Raw genomic sequence first — 16731 nt, 5'->3', positions numbered from 1 at the left:
TTTATTTAATTAAAAGCTAAATTCTACACCAAAAGAATACGTCTTAAGATTCGGGAAAGAACCATTGTCAACACCTCTTTCAAAAATTCTGTTATCGCCCGTGTTGCTAAACTCAGGATCTAAACCTTTGTATTTAGTAATCGTAATAACATTTTGTGCAGACAAAGTCAATCTTGCTCTTGTAATTCCTGATTTTTCTAAAACACTGCTTGGCAAGTTATATCCAAAACCAATGTATTTTAGTCTAATGAAATTGCCGCTTTCTAAGAAACGGTCACTATCTCCTCTTGAATTTAAAGTAGAACCTTTTGTTACTCTAGGAAAATCGGTATTTGGATTCTCTGGTGTCCAAGGCTGAATGCCTTTTCTGTAGTTACTGTTATCGTCAAAACGATCAACCACACTTCTAAATCCGTTATAAACTGTAGCGCCGTTGGCTGCAATCCAGTTCATAGAAAAATCAAAACCTTTATATTCAGCACCAGCGTTTAAACCCATTTCAAATTCTGGCCACGGACTTCCCACAATTGTTTTGTCTTCGTTTGTAATTTGTCCGTCTCCATTATTGTCTTTAAAACGAATATCTCCAGGAACCGCATTTGGCATAATCACTTTACCTTCAGCATTTTTGTAGTCGTTAATTTCCTGCTGATTTTGAAATAATCCATCTGTTTGCAATACATACCACATTCCAACCGGACTTCCGCTGCGAGTCATGGTGTTTCCAATAATGTTTTCGTTTTGACCGTTTCCTAAAGAAACCAGTTTGTTGTTTACTTTTGTAAAGTTTACAGAAGCATTAAAAGAAAAGTCATTGATTTTTTTGCTGTAAGCCAATTCCAATTCAAAACCTTTATTTTCTACCGTTGCAGCGTTCGAAATTGGGTTTCCGCCGTCATTTCCTGTAGTCAATAAAATTGGGAAACCGAATAATACATCTTCCGTACGTGCAATAAAGTAATCTGCAGTAAGACGTAAATCATTATTCAAAACACCTAAATCCAATCCGATATTGGTTTGTTTTAGTTTTTCCCAACGCAATTGCGAGTTTGATAATTTTACTTGAGCCGCAGAAGGATATAAAGTCTGGTCTTTTCCTAAAACAATTTGTCCGAAATTATTAATGAAGCTTTTAGATTCGTATTCTCTAATATTTCCAGAACCCAATTCTCCATAACTTGCTCTAATTTTTAAATCTTTAATAAATTCTGATTTAAAGAATGATTCATTGCTGATTCTCCATCCCGCAGAAAGAGAAGGGAAATTGCCCCATTTATTGCCATCGCTGAATTTTGACGAACCGTCACGTCTGATTACAGCATTAAACAAATAGCGATTGTCGTAATTGTACTCTAACCTTCCTAAATATGACGTTAAAGCCGCTTCGTTGATGAAACCTCCAACAACTGGCGAATCTCCTTGATTTAAAACTTCGTAATATTCACCCGTTCCAGAGTTCATCGGAAGGTTTCTTTTTGTTCCGTAAATTTGGTCGTAATTGTCTTTTTGATACGTTTGACCAACTAAAAGCGTGATATCATGTTTTCCAAATTCTTTTTTGAAAGTTAGCGTGTTTTCAAACAACAAAGTTTCTGACCTTCCTTTGTTTTGGTCTGTTTGAGAAGGATCTTGTGGCTGGTTTAATGTCCAACTTCCTTTTTTTCTCATGTATTTGTACGAATCGAAACTGGTTTCATAACCAAAATTGAAACGGTATTTCAACCAAGGCACAAATTTTAATTCTGACCAGATATTTCCTCTAATTCTGAAGTTTTCATTATTCACATTAGAAAAATCAGCCAACGCCAAAGGGTTTGTACCAAAAGTATCGGCAACTCCCTGTTTTCCGTAGCCATATCCGCCTGGATTAGCTGGATCGTAAAGCGGAATTGTTGGCGTCATTCTGTACACGTCAATAATTGGATTTCCAGACATTTCATCTGTTTTCGAATTACTGATCGCTAAGTTTTCTCCAATACTGAAAATTCCTTTTGTACCGCTAGAATTGACACGAAATGAAATTCTGTCAAAATCAGTTCCGATAACTGTTCCTTCATTTCCAAAATAGTTTCCAGACATAAAGAAACTTGAATTCTCACTTCCTCCAGAAAAACTCGCATTATAATCCTGAATCATTCCTGTTTGAAAAACCGCATCCTGCCAGTCTGTATCTACTGCCATATTCAAGTTTTGTCTCGTAAATCCAGCATTATCGTATGCCATATTGTTGTATTTAGCAAACTCTTCAGTTCCCATTAAGTCATAGCGAGGCATAACGGTAAAACTGCTTTTTGCAGACACTTCAACTTGAAGCGGTCCTTTTTTACCTTTTTTAGTTGTAATGATAATAACTCCATTTGCCGCTCTAGAACCATAGATTGCCGCTGCAGAAGCATCTTTTAAAACCTGAATCGATTCGATATCATTCGGGTTAAAATCTCTATTTGCAGAAGTCACTAAACCGTCTATTACGTATAACGGATTTGTATTTTGAAGATTCTTAAGACCACGAATCTCAACATTCGCTTCTTGTCCTGGGCGTCCGCCTCCGCGAACTTTAACACCCGTCACTAAACCTTGAAGTCCGTCTGCTACTGTGGTTACTTGTCTCTTCTGAATTTCATCAGGTTTAACTAAAGCAACGGCTCCTGTAAGGTCTTTTTTCTGTTGCGACCCATAACCTACAACAACTATTTCCTCCAGTTTCATGGCGTCTTCTGCCATGGTAACATTTACAGCTGTACGGTTATTAATAGCAACTTCTACTGTTTTATAGCCTTGCGAACTAAAAACTAAGGTCTGGCTCCCACTGGCTGTAATTTTATAGCTCCCGTCAAAATCGGTAACAGCACCATTCTGGGATCCTTTTATTAAAACATTCGCAAAAGGAACTGCCTGTCCATCTGCGGTAGTCACTTTTCCCGTAACAGTTATTTGCTGGGCAAAAGCGGACTGCAGTAATAAACTAAAGAAAACCAAGAGGTAATATCTCTTCGTTAAAAAGTGAGTGAACTTTGTTTTCATTGATTTTTGCATTTTAGATAGTTTTATTTCTTTTTGTGGTTTGGTTAAATGAAATATTGAATTATTTAATCGTCCGGAACGCGGACAAAAAAAGAACTAATATTCTTTAGTTGTAATAAATTGTTCATTTTGTTTCAAAATTAGTAATGGTTGATTTTTTCAAACTTAATTTTATTGATAGTATATTTTTATACTTAAAATTTTATCAATATATCTTATTTGAAAATTCAAAGTAGACGCTTTTTATTCAAAATAAAATGCTTCATTTGTGTCAATATCTCTCTCAAATGATTCAAATTGTATTAAAAACAGCCCAATTTCATTCAGCTGCAACATTTTGTAGAATATTGAGACGATTTGCAGAAAATTAGATTTTAGCCTAAAAAACACAACTATGCGTAAATTCTTTCTTTTTTTATGTGCCAGCATTTTTTCGATACATTTTTCGAATGCGCAAGACTATTATTTCAAACATTATCAGGTTGAAGAAGGACTTTCAAACAATACCGTTTTGACCTCCATACAAGATAATGACGGTTTTATGTGGTTTGGAACCAAAGATGGACTGAACCGTTTTGATGGCTATCGATTTAAAACATATAGAAATAATGGAGATCCCGTTCATAGTTTAGGGAGCAATTATATACAATCGCTACACGAACATAATGGCACTATTTGGGTCGGAACCGATAAAGGTTTGTATCATTATGATAAAAAATTGGATCGTTTTACGATTTTGAATGAAGCTATAAACGATCGTATCAACGACATCAATCACGACCAAAAAGACAACATTTGGTTTGTTTCGGGCAACATTTTGTATAAGTATGCACCCAAAAAGAAAGAAACGACCACTTTTAACCCCAACAAATATTTTGTTACCACCTCGATTACCAAAGATTATAAAGGAGAAATCTGGGCTTCTTCTCTCAATAAAATCTATCATTATTCTGAAGAAAACTTTTCTTTTGAAAATATTCCGCTAAATCCGCCTTCAGATAAAATCAATTTTAGAATTACAGTTATTTATGCTGTAGATCAGGAAAATATTGTGATCGGAACGCAAGATCACGGCGTGCTCCTATATAATAGAAAAAACAAAACTACGTCTGAACTGCAATTTGGAATAAAAGAGCCTGTTTTTGTGCGCCAGTTTAGAAAAAAAGGAAACGACGAACTTTGGATTGCGAGCGAATCTGGGGTTTATGTTTATAATTTGAAAACTAAAACGGCTATTAATCTTAAAAAGAACTATAACGATCCGTATGCGATTTCAGACAATGCCGCCTACTCTATTACCATTGACAAAGAAAACGGAATCTGGATTGGAACTTATTTTGGCGGTGTCAATTACCATCAGAAACAATATACACAGTTTAAAAAGTATTTCCCAAAGAACAATCAAAACTCCATTAGCGGAAGCGCAGTCAGAGAAATACATAAAGACGATTACGGCGATTTATGGATCGGAACAGAAGATGCAGGTTTGAATCGTTTTAATCCGAAAACGCAAAAATTCACTTCTTATAATGTTTCGTATTACAACATTCACGCTTTAATGCCGAGAAAAGACAAAATCTGGGTCGGAACTTTTGAGCATGGCTTGGATGTTTTAGATCGAAATTCGGGTGCTGTTCTCAAACATTATAGCGCCAACGATGGCAGAAGCGGACTGCACAGCAATTTTATTTTTTCTTTTTACGAAATGAAAAATGGCGACCTGATTGTAGTGACCACTTTTGGTTTGTATCGTTATAATGAACAGGCAGATAATTTTGAAATACTGAAATTCTTTCCAGAAACGTATCATTACACCAATGTGAGGGAAGACAGCGACGGAAATCTTTGGGCAGGAAGTTACCGCGACGGATTGCTTTTTTATAATCCGAAAACCAAGAAAAAAGAGGTTTTTACGTATGATTATAAAAATCCGAAAGGCATTAGCAATAATACGATTAACGCCATTTTTGAAGATTCGTCACGAAATTTATGGATTGCGACTGAAAACGGCTTGAATCTCGTTGACCGAAAAACCCATACTTTCACGAAATTCACAACCAAAAACGGAATGCCAAGCAATGTTTTCTATTCTATTTTAGAAGACGATGCCAAAAATCTGTGGCTGACGACTTCTAAAGGTTTGGTAAAATTTGGTCCCGATCATAAATCGATCAAGATTTTTACCACTGCAAACGGACTATTGAGCGATCAGTTCAATTACAATTCGGCTTTTAAAGATGCAAACGGCGATATGTATTTTGGAAACCTGAACGGAATGATCAGTTTTAACCCGAAGCATTTCAGTAAAAACAAATACACGCCTTTTATTTACATCACCAATCTTCAGATTAATAATAAGGATATTGAGGTAAATAGCCCAGAATCGCCTATTGCGCAGTCTATTTCTTTTTTGGACGAATTGGAATTGAACAACAGCCAGTCGTCTTTTAATCTCGAATTTGCGTCTTTAAATTATACTGCACCAGAATTGACGGAATATTGGTTTCAGCTAGAAAACGTAAATAGCGATTGGGTTTATTTAGGAAGAAACAACAAAGTTTTCTTTACCGAACTGGCGCCAGGCGATTATGTTTTTAAAGTAAAATCGCTAAATAGCTTTGGGGTTTGGAGCAAAGAAGTAAAACTGAAAATTAGAATTCTTCCGCCTTGGTACGCTAGCACTTATGCTTATCTACTCTATTTTATATTGATTTGCGCTGGTTTTTATTATGTTATTCGTTATTCTCAAAATCTAACTCAGATCAAGAATAACCGCAAAATCAAGCATTTGAATGACGAAAAAGAAAAAGAAATCTATCAGGCTAAAATTGACTTCTTTACAAATGTAGCGCACGAAATTAGAACGCCTCTGACTTTGATTAAAGGGCCGCTGGAAAAGCTTTTGGGAATGAAATACGAATCGGAAGAAGTACCACAGCATCTTTCGATTATGAAGAAAAATACTTCTCGGTTATTGAAATTGGTGAATGAATTGCTGGATTTTAGAAAATCGGAAATTGGCGGTTTGAAATTGACTTTCGTCGAAGCGAATATTTCTTCGATGGTTCGAAATTTCCATTTGAGATTCAGCCAGTTAATTGAAGAACGTAAACTGGAATTTGATTTGGAATTAGGAGAAAAAGACATTCACGCTTTTGTCGACAAAGAAGCTTTCAAAAAGATTTTGAGTAATTTGATTAATAACGCAATCAAATATTCGAACAAAAAAGTATCCATTTCTTTATTTAGAGACGAAAAGAAACTGACTTTGATTGTAAAAAATGACGGAAATGTGATCCCAATTCATTTAAAAGACAAAATTTTTGAGCCTTTCTTTAGGGTTGACAACAGCAGTACGGCTTCAGGCACAGGAATCGGACTTTCGCTGGCGCATTCTCTCGCACAATTGCATAACGGAAGTTTGGATTTAGTCGAAGATCCAAATTATAATATTTTCGAACTAATCTTGCCTTTGCATCAAGAAGAAGAATTTATGCTTTACGCCGATGCTGAAAAAGAACAGACGGAAAACGAAAAGCCAAAAGAGCCGGTTGAAATAAAAAACGAAAAAGCACAGATTTTAGTAGTTGAAGACAATGAAGATCTTTTGCAGTTTATTACAACAGAATTGGCGGGAACGTATGCTATTTTAAAAGCAGAAAATGGCGAAGAAGCTTTGAAAATCATTCATAACGAAAACATTCAGCTTGTAATTTCAGATGTTACAATGCCAATTATGGACGGAATTGAGATGTGCAAAAAAATCAAAACCAATCTGGAAACGAGCCATATTCCTGTAATTTTATTGACCGCTAAAAACTCTCTAAAATCACAAATCGACGGACTTGAAGTCGGCGCCGATGCTTATGTTGCAAAACCTTTTTCAATGGATTATCTGAAAGTGCAAGCCAATAATCTGATTGAAAACCGAAGACAGATTATGAATTACTATGCCAGTTCTCCGCTTTCGCACATTAAAAGCATTGCGCACAATAAAACAGATGAAAAATTCTTGAAAAAACTCGACGATGAAATCCTTAAAAACATTACCGATCAGGATTTAAGTGTAGAATCGCTTGCCGAAATCATGAATATGAGCCGTTCGACTTTATATCGAAAAATTAAAGACATTACGAATTTAAGTCCAAACGAATTAATCAATATCGTACGCCTTAAACGTGCTGCAGAATTGCTGTTAAACGAGAACTTTAAAATGTATGAAATCGCAGAAATGGTAGGCTATAAATCGCAAACGAGTTTTGGCCGAAACTTCCAAAAACATTTTAATATGTCGCCAACGGATTATATCAATGCGAATCGCTGATGTAATGATAATTAGTTAATTCAAATCATAAAATAACTTGAAGCTGAAAGATAATTTCCCAACGCCCCACATAGTCTGGTTTTATAGCGTTGTAAAAAAGCTGTGCCGTGCCGCAGTAAAACTTTTTGCTTTGCCCCAGCTTAAACGTTTTTCCGGCTCCACCTCCTACCGGCACCAGCCATCGCTGATCTGAAGGCGCTAGCCAATCGGCTTCGATTGTGCTATTGGCAGATGCAAACCAGCCTTTTGAGAAATTATAATATCCCATATATTGCACACTAAAAAGATCTACTTTGTTGGCGCCCGTTCCTCCCAATGACCAATAATTCTGCACAACAGCACCGCCAGAAATTTTATCTCCAGCATAATATAGTAATAATGATGGCCCTAAACTTACGGTATTCGAACCCAAATTGGCATCTGTCCGAGTCGGAATTTGAATTGCTGGCCCTGCACCATAAACAAATTTGCCTTTCTTTTCTACAGGAGTGAAAAATCCGTTAAAAAGAATATTTCCTAAACCAAATGCAGATTCGCCTGCGGGTTCTAATTTTGGGATGTATTGAAGCGGAATAATAGTGTATGTCATTAACTTGACATGTTCAGAAACTTTAAATGGCCAAACAGGCTGAATACTATACGATTGCGCCGTTCCGCCCTCGCCTGTGTCTGGAATTAAAACACTTTGAAGGAAAAAACTCCTAAGTCCTTCAACAGGATTTTGACGTTTTTTATTCATTTCTTCTACAGTCAATTCTTGATTATCATCAGACTGTGCATTTGCAAAATGAAAGCTAAAAAAGAAAACAAGGCATAAACAATAATTTCTCATAATGTAGGACTTGAAATAACAATCTCAAATTTACCAAATAAGAAAATCCCGAAGTTGCCAATGATGTTTCAAATTATAATTTGAAACATCATTTTTACTGAATTGGATCATTTTATTCCTAACAGCTGATACAATTCGTCTTTTTTATTAAGAGCTGCCGAAATAGTTTTTCCGTCAGTCAATTCGACCATATTTCCGTTTAAGCTTCTGACCGATTCAAGATTTAGAATAAAAGAACGCTGAACGCGAAAGAACATTGGGAGTTTCAATACTTCTTCCATAGACTTTAAAGTTCCGAGAGTTGTGTACGAAGCGCCATTAATGACAAATTTCAGATAATCGCCCTGCGCTTCTACATACAGAACTTCGTTTAGGAGAATCTTAATTAATTTTCCTTCCGATTTTATAAAAATACGATCCGAATTGATTTGATGGACAGAAGTTGTTTTCTTTAACGAAAGATATTCTTTGGCGCGATTGACCGCCTTCAGAAAACGATCAAAACGAACCGGTTTTAAAAGATAATCTGCAGCTCCGGTTTCAAAACCTTCCAAAGCAAAATTACGGTGAGCGGTTATAAATATAATAACGGGAGCATTGGTAAGCGATTGCGCCAGTTCTAAACCATTAAACTTAGGCATTTCGATGTCGCTGAAAATAATATCAATTTCATTTTCCTGCAAGAATAACAAAGCTTTTGAGGCTTCTCCAAACGAGGCTTTCAATTCCAAAAACGGAATTTCAGCAATAAAAGATTCGATAATATCTCTTGCAATTGGTTCATCGTCAACGACAATGCATTTCAACTTTTCCATTATTTTCGTAAAACTATTTTTAAATCGACTTTAAACGAATTTTCAAGTCTTTTAATTTCTAATTCATATTGATTCGGATATAACAATTCTAGGCGTTTTCGGGCGTTCTCTACTCCTATTCCACCAAAATTCGAATCATTTGTCTTGTCTTCCGAATCGTTTTCCAAACTAAACCAAAATGTATTGTTTTCAATTTTGATATCTAGTTTTATAAAGGCGTTTTTGCTTTTTAAACCATATTTAAAAGCATTTTCTATAAAAGTAAAAGTCAAAAGCGGCGCAATAAAAAGTCCTGCGGTTTGCCCTTCCATAATAACTTGAATATCTGTCTCATCATCATAACGCATTTTTTCTAAAGCGATATAATTTTTAATGAAATCCAATTCTTTCTCCAAACGTACAATTTCAGTATTCGATTCGTAGAGCGTATAACTCATGATATCCGAAAGATTCAAGATTACTTCTGGAGCTAGATTGTCTTTTCGAACCGTCAGTCCGTACAGATTATTCAATGTATTAAACAAAAAATGCGGATTTAACTGCGCTTTCAAAAAGTCCTTCTCAATTTGAATGTTCTGAATTTCTAAAGCCGCTTTTTCTCTTTCGATTTGAAATTTCTTATTATAAAGCTTTGTGATTTTAACTAAAATTTTAGCAAAGCAGAAAGGCGAAAGAAGCGAAATTATGATAATCGTCTGCGAAAGCATTCTTTTGGGAGAAACTGCTTCTAGAAACGTCTGTTGCGCACTCATTTTAATAACGCCTTTTAATTCTCCGAAAGTAATTTCGAGACCTAAAGCGTAATAAACCAATGAAATAAAGTACGTTGCAGCCATCCAAACGAAAATCGAAATTGGAAAAACAAGCAGTAATAGGATTATGATTCTGCTCTTACTTCCTGCAAATATCTTTGGCAACAAAAGATAAAACAGCATATAAAATACGATCATGTTGACCAATGCCATTCTTATCGTTAGTAAAACGCCATCAAAATATAGGAGTTTATAACCTATTACATAACTCAAAAAAAGCAGTATTGAAAACACTGACCACATAAAAACGTGCAGTAAAATTCGATTTCTTCTGGTAAAAAAGTGATCAAAATTCAGCGAAGCGATTTTATCTAAAAAATATCCTGAAGTCGTTGCAGTATTTGGCATTTAGTTGAGTGATAAAGCAGTTTCAAATATAACTTTAATTTGGCAAGTTTTATAGAATTCTGATAACAGCATTGATCAAATTAATGGTGTTATGCCCCAGAATAGAATAAATAAGATTTCCAGAAAACATTCTTAAAACTCCGACGCTAAATGAGGAGATTAAAGTCAGATAAACCATCGTCATGATATCAAATTTTAAATGCAGATCTGGATCTAAAACAGCACCGTGAGAAACGCCAAATAAAACCGTTACAATTACAAACGCCCAGCCAAATCGTATGCCACGGTAGCTCCATTTTGGCGCAAAAGCCTTATCTAAAAGCCATAAAGAGATTCCTCTAAAAAGGATTTCTTCTGTTAATCCCGGCATTGTAGCTTGAAAAAGAAAGGTTTCTAAATGAAATGGTGCTCCTTTTGGAAATAAAATCAGTTTGAAAATAATATCGAAAAAAGTAAATCCGAAGAAAACCAATAATCCGAATTTTACATTGCTTTTGGAATTGGTTTGAGAAGTAAATCCGATTTTGATTCTTTCTTCTTTAGAAACGGAAAAAATGATTATTAGTCCCAAAAGTAAACTCAAGACTTTTCCAACCCAATTGAACTTTAAATCAAGATCAATCAATTGTTTTCCTGAGGCCTGCAAAAACACATCGCCCAAAAAGTATAAAATGAAAAATCCTAAATATTTCAGATTTGTTTTTTCTGATTTGAAATAAGCTGCAACAATTAGCGGAGCAATTAATAAAATCCACAGAAGAGGCGTAAATAGTGACATAATTTTGATTTTAAAGTTTTAATTTGAATCAAAAGTATATCTACAGTATATCAATTTAAAGTTCAGTCGGTAGAACTCGTGCTTTTATCTGTGAAAGTGTTGTTTTATCCGATAAGCGTAATTAGTTAATGTGGCAATTTGCCAATTAGAAAATTAGATAATGGAATGATTGGCTAACTAAAGAAAGAAAAAATCTTCTAACTTTAATTCAGTGATTCCATCAATCAAAATTATTTTGAAGTTAAATAATTAATTCACTGTGACAGTTCTTTTCGGAATTGAGGTGCATTCAGACCCATCTACTTTAACCGTTACTTCAGCTGTAGCTGTGTACTCCCCAGCAGCGGTATAAGTATGGGTAACCGCAGCTCCTGTCCCTGTAGTTCCATCTCCAAAATTCCATTTTACTGAAGTCAACGTTCCTGTCCCAGAATATTCAACGGAATAATTCATTAATTTTGGATTAGCAGCGTCAGTAGAATTATGCAATTTAATATAAACAGATTCCGCAAAGCAATTTATAATTACCTCGTCATCATGCTTGCTGCAAGAGTAATTTATGAACAATGCAACTGTAAACATTAAAAACATTCCAATCTTTTTCATATTGAAGAAATTTTAGCATTTATAATCTTAAAATTACTTCAAAAAATCAATTCAACAAAGTGAAAAAAGAAAATTCTTGTCAAATCAGATCATAATTTCACATAATCAAACTAGTTATCTAATTGACTAATTATCAAATTGACACATTAAAAATTACCAGCTGTATTTCAAAATCAATCTCGCATTAAAAGGTGTTCCTGCTGTAAAATGAATTTCTTCAACAGAATCGGTTTCGTTTGCCAGTCTAGATTCGGTTAAGAATTGGGTTTCTTTCCATTTTGTATTGAAAATGTTGTCTATGTTTACGCCGATAGAAACTTTTTTAATCTGATAATTCACAGAAAAATCGGTTATGCAATAGCCTTTGGCAACAACCGAATTGTCTTCGTTTGCAGGTCTGTCGCCTAAGAAACGAGTTCTCAAACTACCCGAAAAACCTTTTAAATCTTTTACCGAAAGTCCGCTCATTAAAGTGTTTTTCGGAGCAAGAGGTAAATAGTCTTCGCCTTTTGGTTCGTCTATTGCTCTAGCGTGCGTATATGTATAATCGGTATTCCAAAACAACCAGTTGGTCAATTGGTATCTAAAACCAAAATCGAAGCCTTTTCTTTCTGTTTTACCGCTTGGTTCTACTACCGCTTCGTCGCCTACATACACAAATTCCTGCGCTAAATACAAATACCAAAGAGCCGAATTGATAATCATTCTTGGAAAGGGTTTCCAATTAATTCCTAAATCTGCTCCATAGGTTTCTGGCAGAATTTTTTCTCCTTTTTGAGCCACAACTACGCGGGTATCATTGCTATGAAATCCTTTCCCTAACTTTAAGAAATATTGCAGTTTATCATTTTGCGTATATAAAAAGTTCAATTTCGGGCTCACAATCGCTTTTGTCTGTGTCTGATTGGCATAAGTCTCTAACAATTGATCTTCATATCCAAATTTGAAATAATCCAAACGCAAGCCTGTATTGATAAGCCATTTGCCTGATGTAAAATCAAAACTAGTATAAGTAAAAAGATTGGTTTGGTTCACATTTCCTAAACTCAAATACTCTAAAACCGTTTTTCTGTTTACCGTATGCGATAATTCTACATCTTTATTATTATCATTTCTTAATCCAGCTCCAAGTTTAAAACGCCATTTATCGTTCAGTTTCTGGTCGTATTCTGACTGAAAACCAACAATAGTTCTGTTTTCTTTCTGCTTAATCTGATCTCCATTAACAGGATCATTTAAGAAAAAAGTAAAGTTAGAGTACAGTTCAAAATCATATTTGCTTAAATAAGCACTACTTTTTATATGTGTATTTTCATCAATTTTGGCATCATACTGCAAATTGAAGTTGGTTCTATCGGTATTTCCTCCTTCATTAGAATCAATTGCTCCGTAATGCGAAATCGTTCCATCATTTACAGCACGATCTGGAATTTGTCCGCTGGCATCCCATTGACTTTTAAAATGCGAAACCGATAACGCCAAACGATCTCCATTATCCATTTTAGCACTATATTTTCCAAACAAATTGATTCGGTTAAAATTTTGAGGCGCATCAAAATAACCATCAGTCATCATGTATTCTCCCGCAAAATAAGCCGACTGGTTTTCTTTATTCAATAAATTAAACATGGCAACAGTACGGAAAGTATCAAATTGCCCGCCTTCGAAGGAAATAGAGCTGTTTTGCAACGCATTTTTGGTATTAAAACCAACATATCCCGCAGTTGTAAAATCTCCTTTGTCGGCAAAATAAGCTCCTTTATCAAAATCAATATTATCAACCGTTTCAGGAATTACAAAATGCAGATCAGAATAACCTTGTCCGTGTGCGTGAGATACCATATTTACAGGCATTCCGTCTACGGTGATATTTATATCCGTTCCGTGGTCGCAGTCAAAACCTCTTAAGAAAATCTGTTCTGCCTTGCCACCGCCCGCGTGCTGACCTATAAAAAGTCCAGGAATTTTTCGCAATAAGTCCTGAGAATTCGAAATCGGTTGAATTTCCAAATCAATTTTAGAAATGGTATTCAAGTATTTTAAATTGTTACTAATCTTAACTTCTTCTAGCAAAAATGGTTTTTCGTCTATCGAAATTGTAAGAAAATTAAAAGAAGCCAATTTTATCTTTTGAGGTGCAAATCCTTTTTTAGTGATTTCTAAACTGTCATTAACCTGCACTCCTTCTAATGTAAATTTTCCGTCTCCATCGGTATGTGCGTGTGTTTTTGAAGTTAAATCACGAATTAATACTTCTGAGACAGATTTTCCGTCTGCGTCATTAACAATACCATTTACAGATTGCGCTTGAGTAGAAAAAGAAAGAACAAAAAGAATAAGTGCGAATACAGATTTCATTGCTATTTTGATAACCGATTGAATAATTTGAGCGCAAACATAGCATAAAAAAGTATTTTTTCCTGTTAATTTTACAAAATCTTTATTTTTAGAAGATTTACCTCTCTTTCGGATTATAAAGCATCGCAGTGCACAAACAGTTTTTTCTTTCCTTACTTACTAAAATTGGACAATTGATACAGCTTTTGCAGTTTTCCCAAAATTGCTCATCTTTAGGCAACTCAGCATATGTAACGGGTTCAAAACCGAGTTCATGATTCATTTTCATAACGGCAAGACCCGTTGTTAAACTAAATATGAATGCTTCCGGGTATTTTTTACGGCTAAGTTCAAAAACCTTTCTCTTGATTTTTTTAGCTAGACCTGTGTGTCTAAACTCAGGCGCGACAATTAGTCCTGAATTAGAAACATAACGGCCGTTTTCCCACGACGATATAAAAGCAAAACCCGCCCATTTGCCATCTGGCGTAAAAGCAATAACGGCTTCGCCTTCTTTCATCTTTTTTGCCAAAAGTTCAGGTGGACGTCCAGAAATTCCTGTTCCGCGGACTGCTGCAGACAATAGCGTTTCTTTACAGATTTCATTTATATAAAAAACATGTTCGACGCTAGTTTCCTCAATAATAAAATCATGAGTTTCTGTACTCTTTTCATCAGAAGGAAAAACGACTGTTTCCATTCTAAGCTGAGCGGTTTTCATAGTAAAAGCTAAACTATTTTAGCAATTATCATAATAGTAATAAAAAGAACGGTAGTAAATACCATTAAATTGACAAACCGATCTTTATTTCGTCTTGATTTGTTTGATAAATAGGTCTTACTGATTTCTTTGCTTCTTCTGTTATTCGTTTTCATATTGCTTATATTTTTTATGTTAACTGTAAAAAACAAAAGGCATGCCAGAGCAATATATCATTCGTAAAAACCTTATTATAAAGCAAATAAATAAATAAATAAATCATATTTTAATTCATTTTATAAAAGCTTATCAAAATGATAGGACCAGCTATCAAAATGAAAGGAATGAAAACAAAAAAGCTCTAAATCGAAATTTAGAGCTTTCTAATAATTTATATTATGAACCTTAAATTAGTCCCATTGATTGTTTTTAGAAACGGCATATTTACCAGCTCCAGTAAAAAACAAAGCAAGAGCGCCAAAAAAGTACAGTCCTAATAATTCTAAAGCATAACCTCCGTGCTCGCTAATTGAGAAAATTTCTTGAGAATGCGCCGTTGCAACTGCTACTACACAAGTGATAGCCAAAAGAATTGCAGCAATTCTAGTTCTGAATCCTAATAAAATAGCAATTGGAGCTAGAACTTCTCCAATATAAACCGCATATCCAAATGCGCCCATGTTTTCTACTAAGAACGAAATTCCGTGAATCAGTTTAGAAACACCGTGAAAAAGCATTAATCCGCCAGTACTGATGCGCAATAGCAATAATCCGAGGTCTGTGTTTTTTGAAATCATAAATAATTTTGTTTAGGTTAAAAAAATGAAATACAAATTTGGCTTGTAAGTGGACTAAAATACAAAATTTTCTTATCTAACAATAATATTATTTAAATCAATTCCAAATAACCTTTCTACAGCTATCACAGACTGGTTTTATGCTTAAAATTTTATCGCAATTTTCCCAATGGTTTTTCCAGATTCCAGAAGTTCGTGCGCTTTTTTCAAGTTTTCGGCTGTAAGTCCGTTTAATGTTGTATTTAAAGTGGTTTTTAGAATACCATCATCCAATAAATCGGCTACAATATTTAGAATATTATGCTGTTCGATCATGTCTTCGGTCTGATACATCGAACGTGTGTACATCAATTCCCAAGAAAAAGAAACACTTTTACTTTTCAGTTTTGTTAACGCAACAGGATCGCTGCTTCCTGTAATAGAAGCAATATGTCCTTGAGGTTTGATCAATTCTACCATAATATCCCAATAGGCGTTGGTGTCTACAAAATCTAGAATAAAGTCAACATGCTCAAAACCAGCTTCTCGAACTGACGAAATTAGGTCTTTATGATCGACTACAAAATCTGCTCCTTGCGCTTTGCACCAATCAATTGTTTCTGGGCGCGACGCGGTTGCAATTACCGTTAAACCCGCAATCTTCTTGGCCAATTGAATGGCAATCGAACCTACTCCACCAGCTCCTCCGATAATTAAAATCGATTTTCCTTTGTCTTTATCGGCACTAATTCTAATTCTGTCAAATAAAATCTCCCAAGCCGTTAAAGCAGTTAGCGGAATTACAGCTGACTCTTCAATGCTCAATGATTTTGGTTTCCTGCCGACAATTCTTTCATCGATAATCTGATATTCGGCATTGCTTCCTTGTTTGGTAATATCTCCCGCGTAATAAACGGGATCGCCGACTTCAAATAAAGTAACATTTTGTCCGACAGCCTGCACAATGCCCACAGCGTCCCAGCCAATGATTTTAGGCCTTTCTAAAACGGTATCTTTTGCACTATTCTGGCGAATTTTAAAATCGACTGGATTTACCGAAATCGCATCAATTTTAACTAATAAATCGTGTGGTCCCGGAATTGGTTTTACGGTTTCAAATTCGATAAAACTTTCTGGGTTCTCTATGGGGAATGAGGTTTTAAATCCTATTGCTTTCATTTTCTTTTTTAATGTTTAAATTAAAATTATACTACAAATATAAGCGTAGTTAAAATCTCTTGATTGGTATATATTGAGTGTATATTGGTAGATATTCGGCAGATGCTTTTGTTTCACGCAGATTTTGCTGATTGGAGCAGATTTAAATAATATTTTTATTTGCCACAGATTAGATTGATTAAAAAGGATTATCAATTAGA

The 16731-nt window shown here is 34.9% G+C and carries 11 protein-coding genes; 1 reads left to right on the top strand and 10 read right to left on the bottom strand.

The features are described 5' to 3' along the window. Positions 1-9: 9 nt before the first annotated feature. Complete coding sequence (locus tag Q9Q97_RS19390) at positions 10-3024, bottom strand: TonB-dependent receptor (protein WP_306160134.1); 3015 nt, start codon at positions 3022-3024, stop codon at positions 10-12. A gap of 394 nt (positions 3025-3418) precedes the next feature. On the opposite strand from Q9Q97_RS19390, the gene Q9Q97_RS19385 reads away from it, so the two are divergent. Next, on the top strand, positions 3419-7348 hold the full coding sequence (locus Q9Q97_RS19385) for a two-component regulator propeller domain-containing protein (RefSeq protein WP_306160132.1): 3930 nt from the start codon (positions 3419-3421) through the stop codon (positions 7346-7348). Positions 7349-7373: 25 nt separating this feature from the next. Here Q9Q97_RS19385 and Q9Q97_RS19380 read toward each other — a convergent pair whose 3' ends face one another. From Q9Q97_RS19380 to Q9Q97_RS19340, 9 genes are all read right to left on the bottom strand, one after another. Further along, the gene (locus Q9Q97_RS19380; RefSeq protein WP_306160130.1) at positions 7374-8180 is read right to left on the bottom strand and encodes a hypothetical protein; all 807 of its coding nucleotides are present in this window, start codon (positions 8178-8180) and stop codon (positions 7374-7376) included. Positions 8181-8287: 107 nt separating this feature from the next. Continuing rightward, positions 8288-8995, bottom strand: coding sequence for a LytTR family DNA-binding domain-containing protein (locus Q9Q97_RS19375; protein ID WP_306160128.1), 708 nt, complete (start codon positions 8993-8995; stop codon positions 8288-8290). Further along, complete coding sequence (locus tag Q9Q97_RS19370; protein WP_306160126.1) at positions 8995-10155, bottom strand: sensor histidine kinase; 1161 nt, start codon at positions 10153-10155, stop codon at positions 8995-8997. Before Q9Q97_RS19370 ends, Q9Q97_RS19375 begins: the two co-directional genes overlap by 1 nt. 49 nt (positions 10156-10204) lie before the next feature. Beyond that, positions 10205-10933, bottom strand: a complete 729-nt coding sequence (locus tag Q9Q97_RS19365; protein ID WP_306160124.1) for a CPBP family intramembrane glutamic endopeptidase — start codon at positions 10931-10933, stop codon at positions 10205-10207. A 249-nt stretch (positions 10934-11182) separates the two neighbouring features. After that, positions 11183-11539 (bottom strand): PKD domain-containing protein, encoded by a 357-nt coding sequence (locus Q9Q97_RS19360; RefSeq protein WP_306160122.1) that lies wholly within the window; start codon positions 11537-11539, stop codon positions 11183-11185. Positions 11540-11692: 153 nt separating this feature from the next. After that, complete coding sequence (locus Q9Q97_RS19355) at positions 11693-13897, bottom strand: TonB-dependent receptor (RefSeq protein WP_306160120.1); 2205 nt, start codon at positions 13895-13897, stop codon at positions 11693-11695. Between the two features lie 97 nt (positions 13898-13994). Further along, on the bottom strand, positions 13995-14576 hold the full coding sequence (locus tag Q9Q97_RS19350; protein ID WP_306160118.1) for a GNAT family N-acetyltransferase: 582 nt from the start codon (positions 14574-14576) through the stop codon (positions 13995-13997). 410 nt (positions 14577-14986) lie between these two features. Next, entirely contained in the window at positions 14987-15373 is a 387-nt protein-coding gene (locus Q9Q97_RS19345; protein WP_306160116.1) for a DoxX family protein, read from the bottom strand. A gap of 144 nt (positions 15374-15517) precedes the next feature. After that, a complete protein-coding gene (locus tag Q9Q97_RS19340; protein ID WP_306160114.1) occupies positions 15518-16531 on the bottom strand; it encodes a zinc-binding alcohol dehydrogenase family protein in 1014 nt (337 codons plus the stop codon). Between the last annotated feature and the right edge of the window lie 200 nt (positions 16532-16731).

Origin of the sequence: Flavobacterium sp. DG2-3 (assembly GCF_030730925.1) — a bacterium.
In the GTDB taxonomy this organism is placed as follows: domain Bacteria; phylum Bacteroidota; class Bacteroidia; order Flavobacteriales; family Flavobacteriaceae; genus Flavobacterium.
The sequence above is the reverse complement of the archived record's forward strand: the minus strand, read 5'-3'. Positions and strand labels throughout refer to the sequence as shown.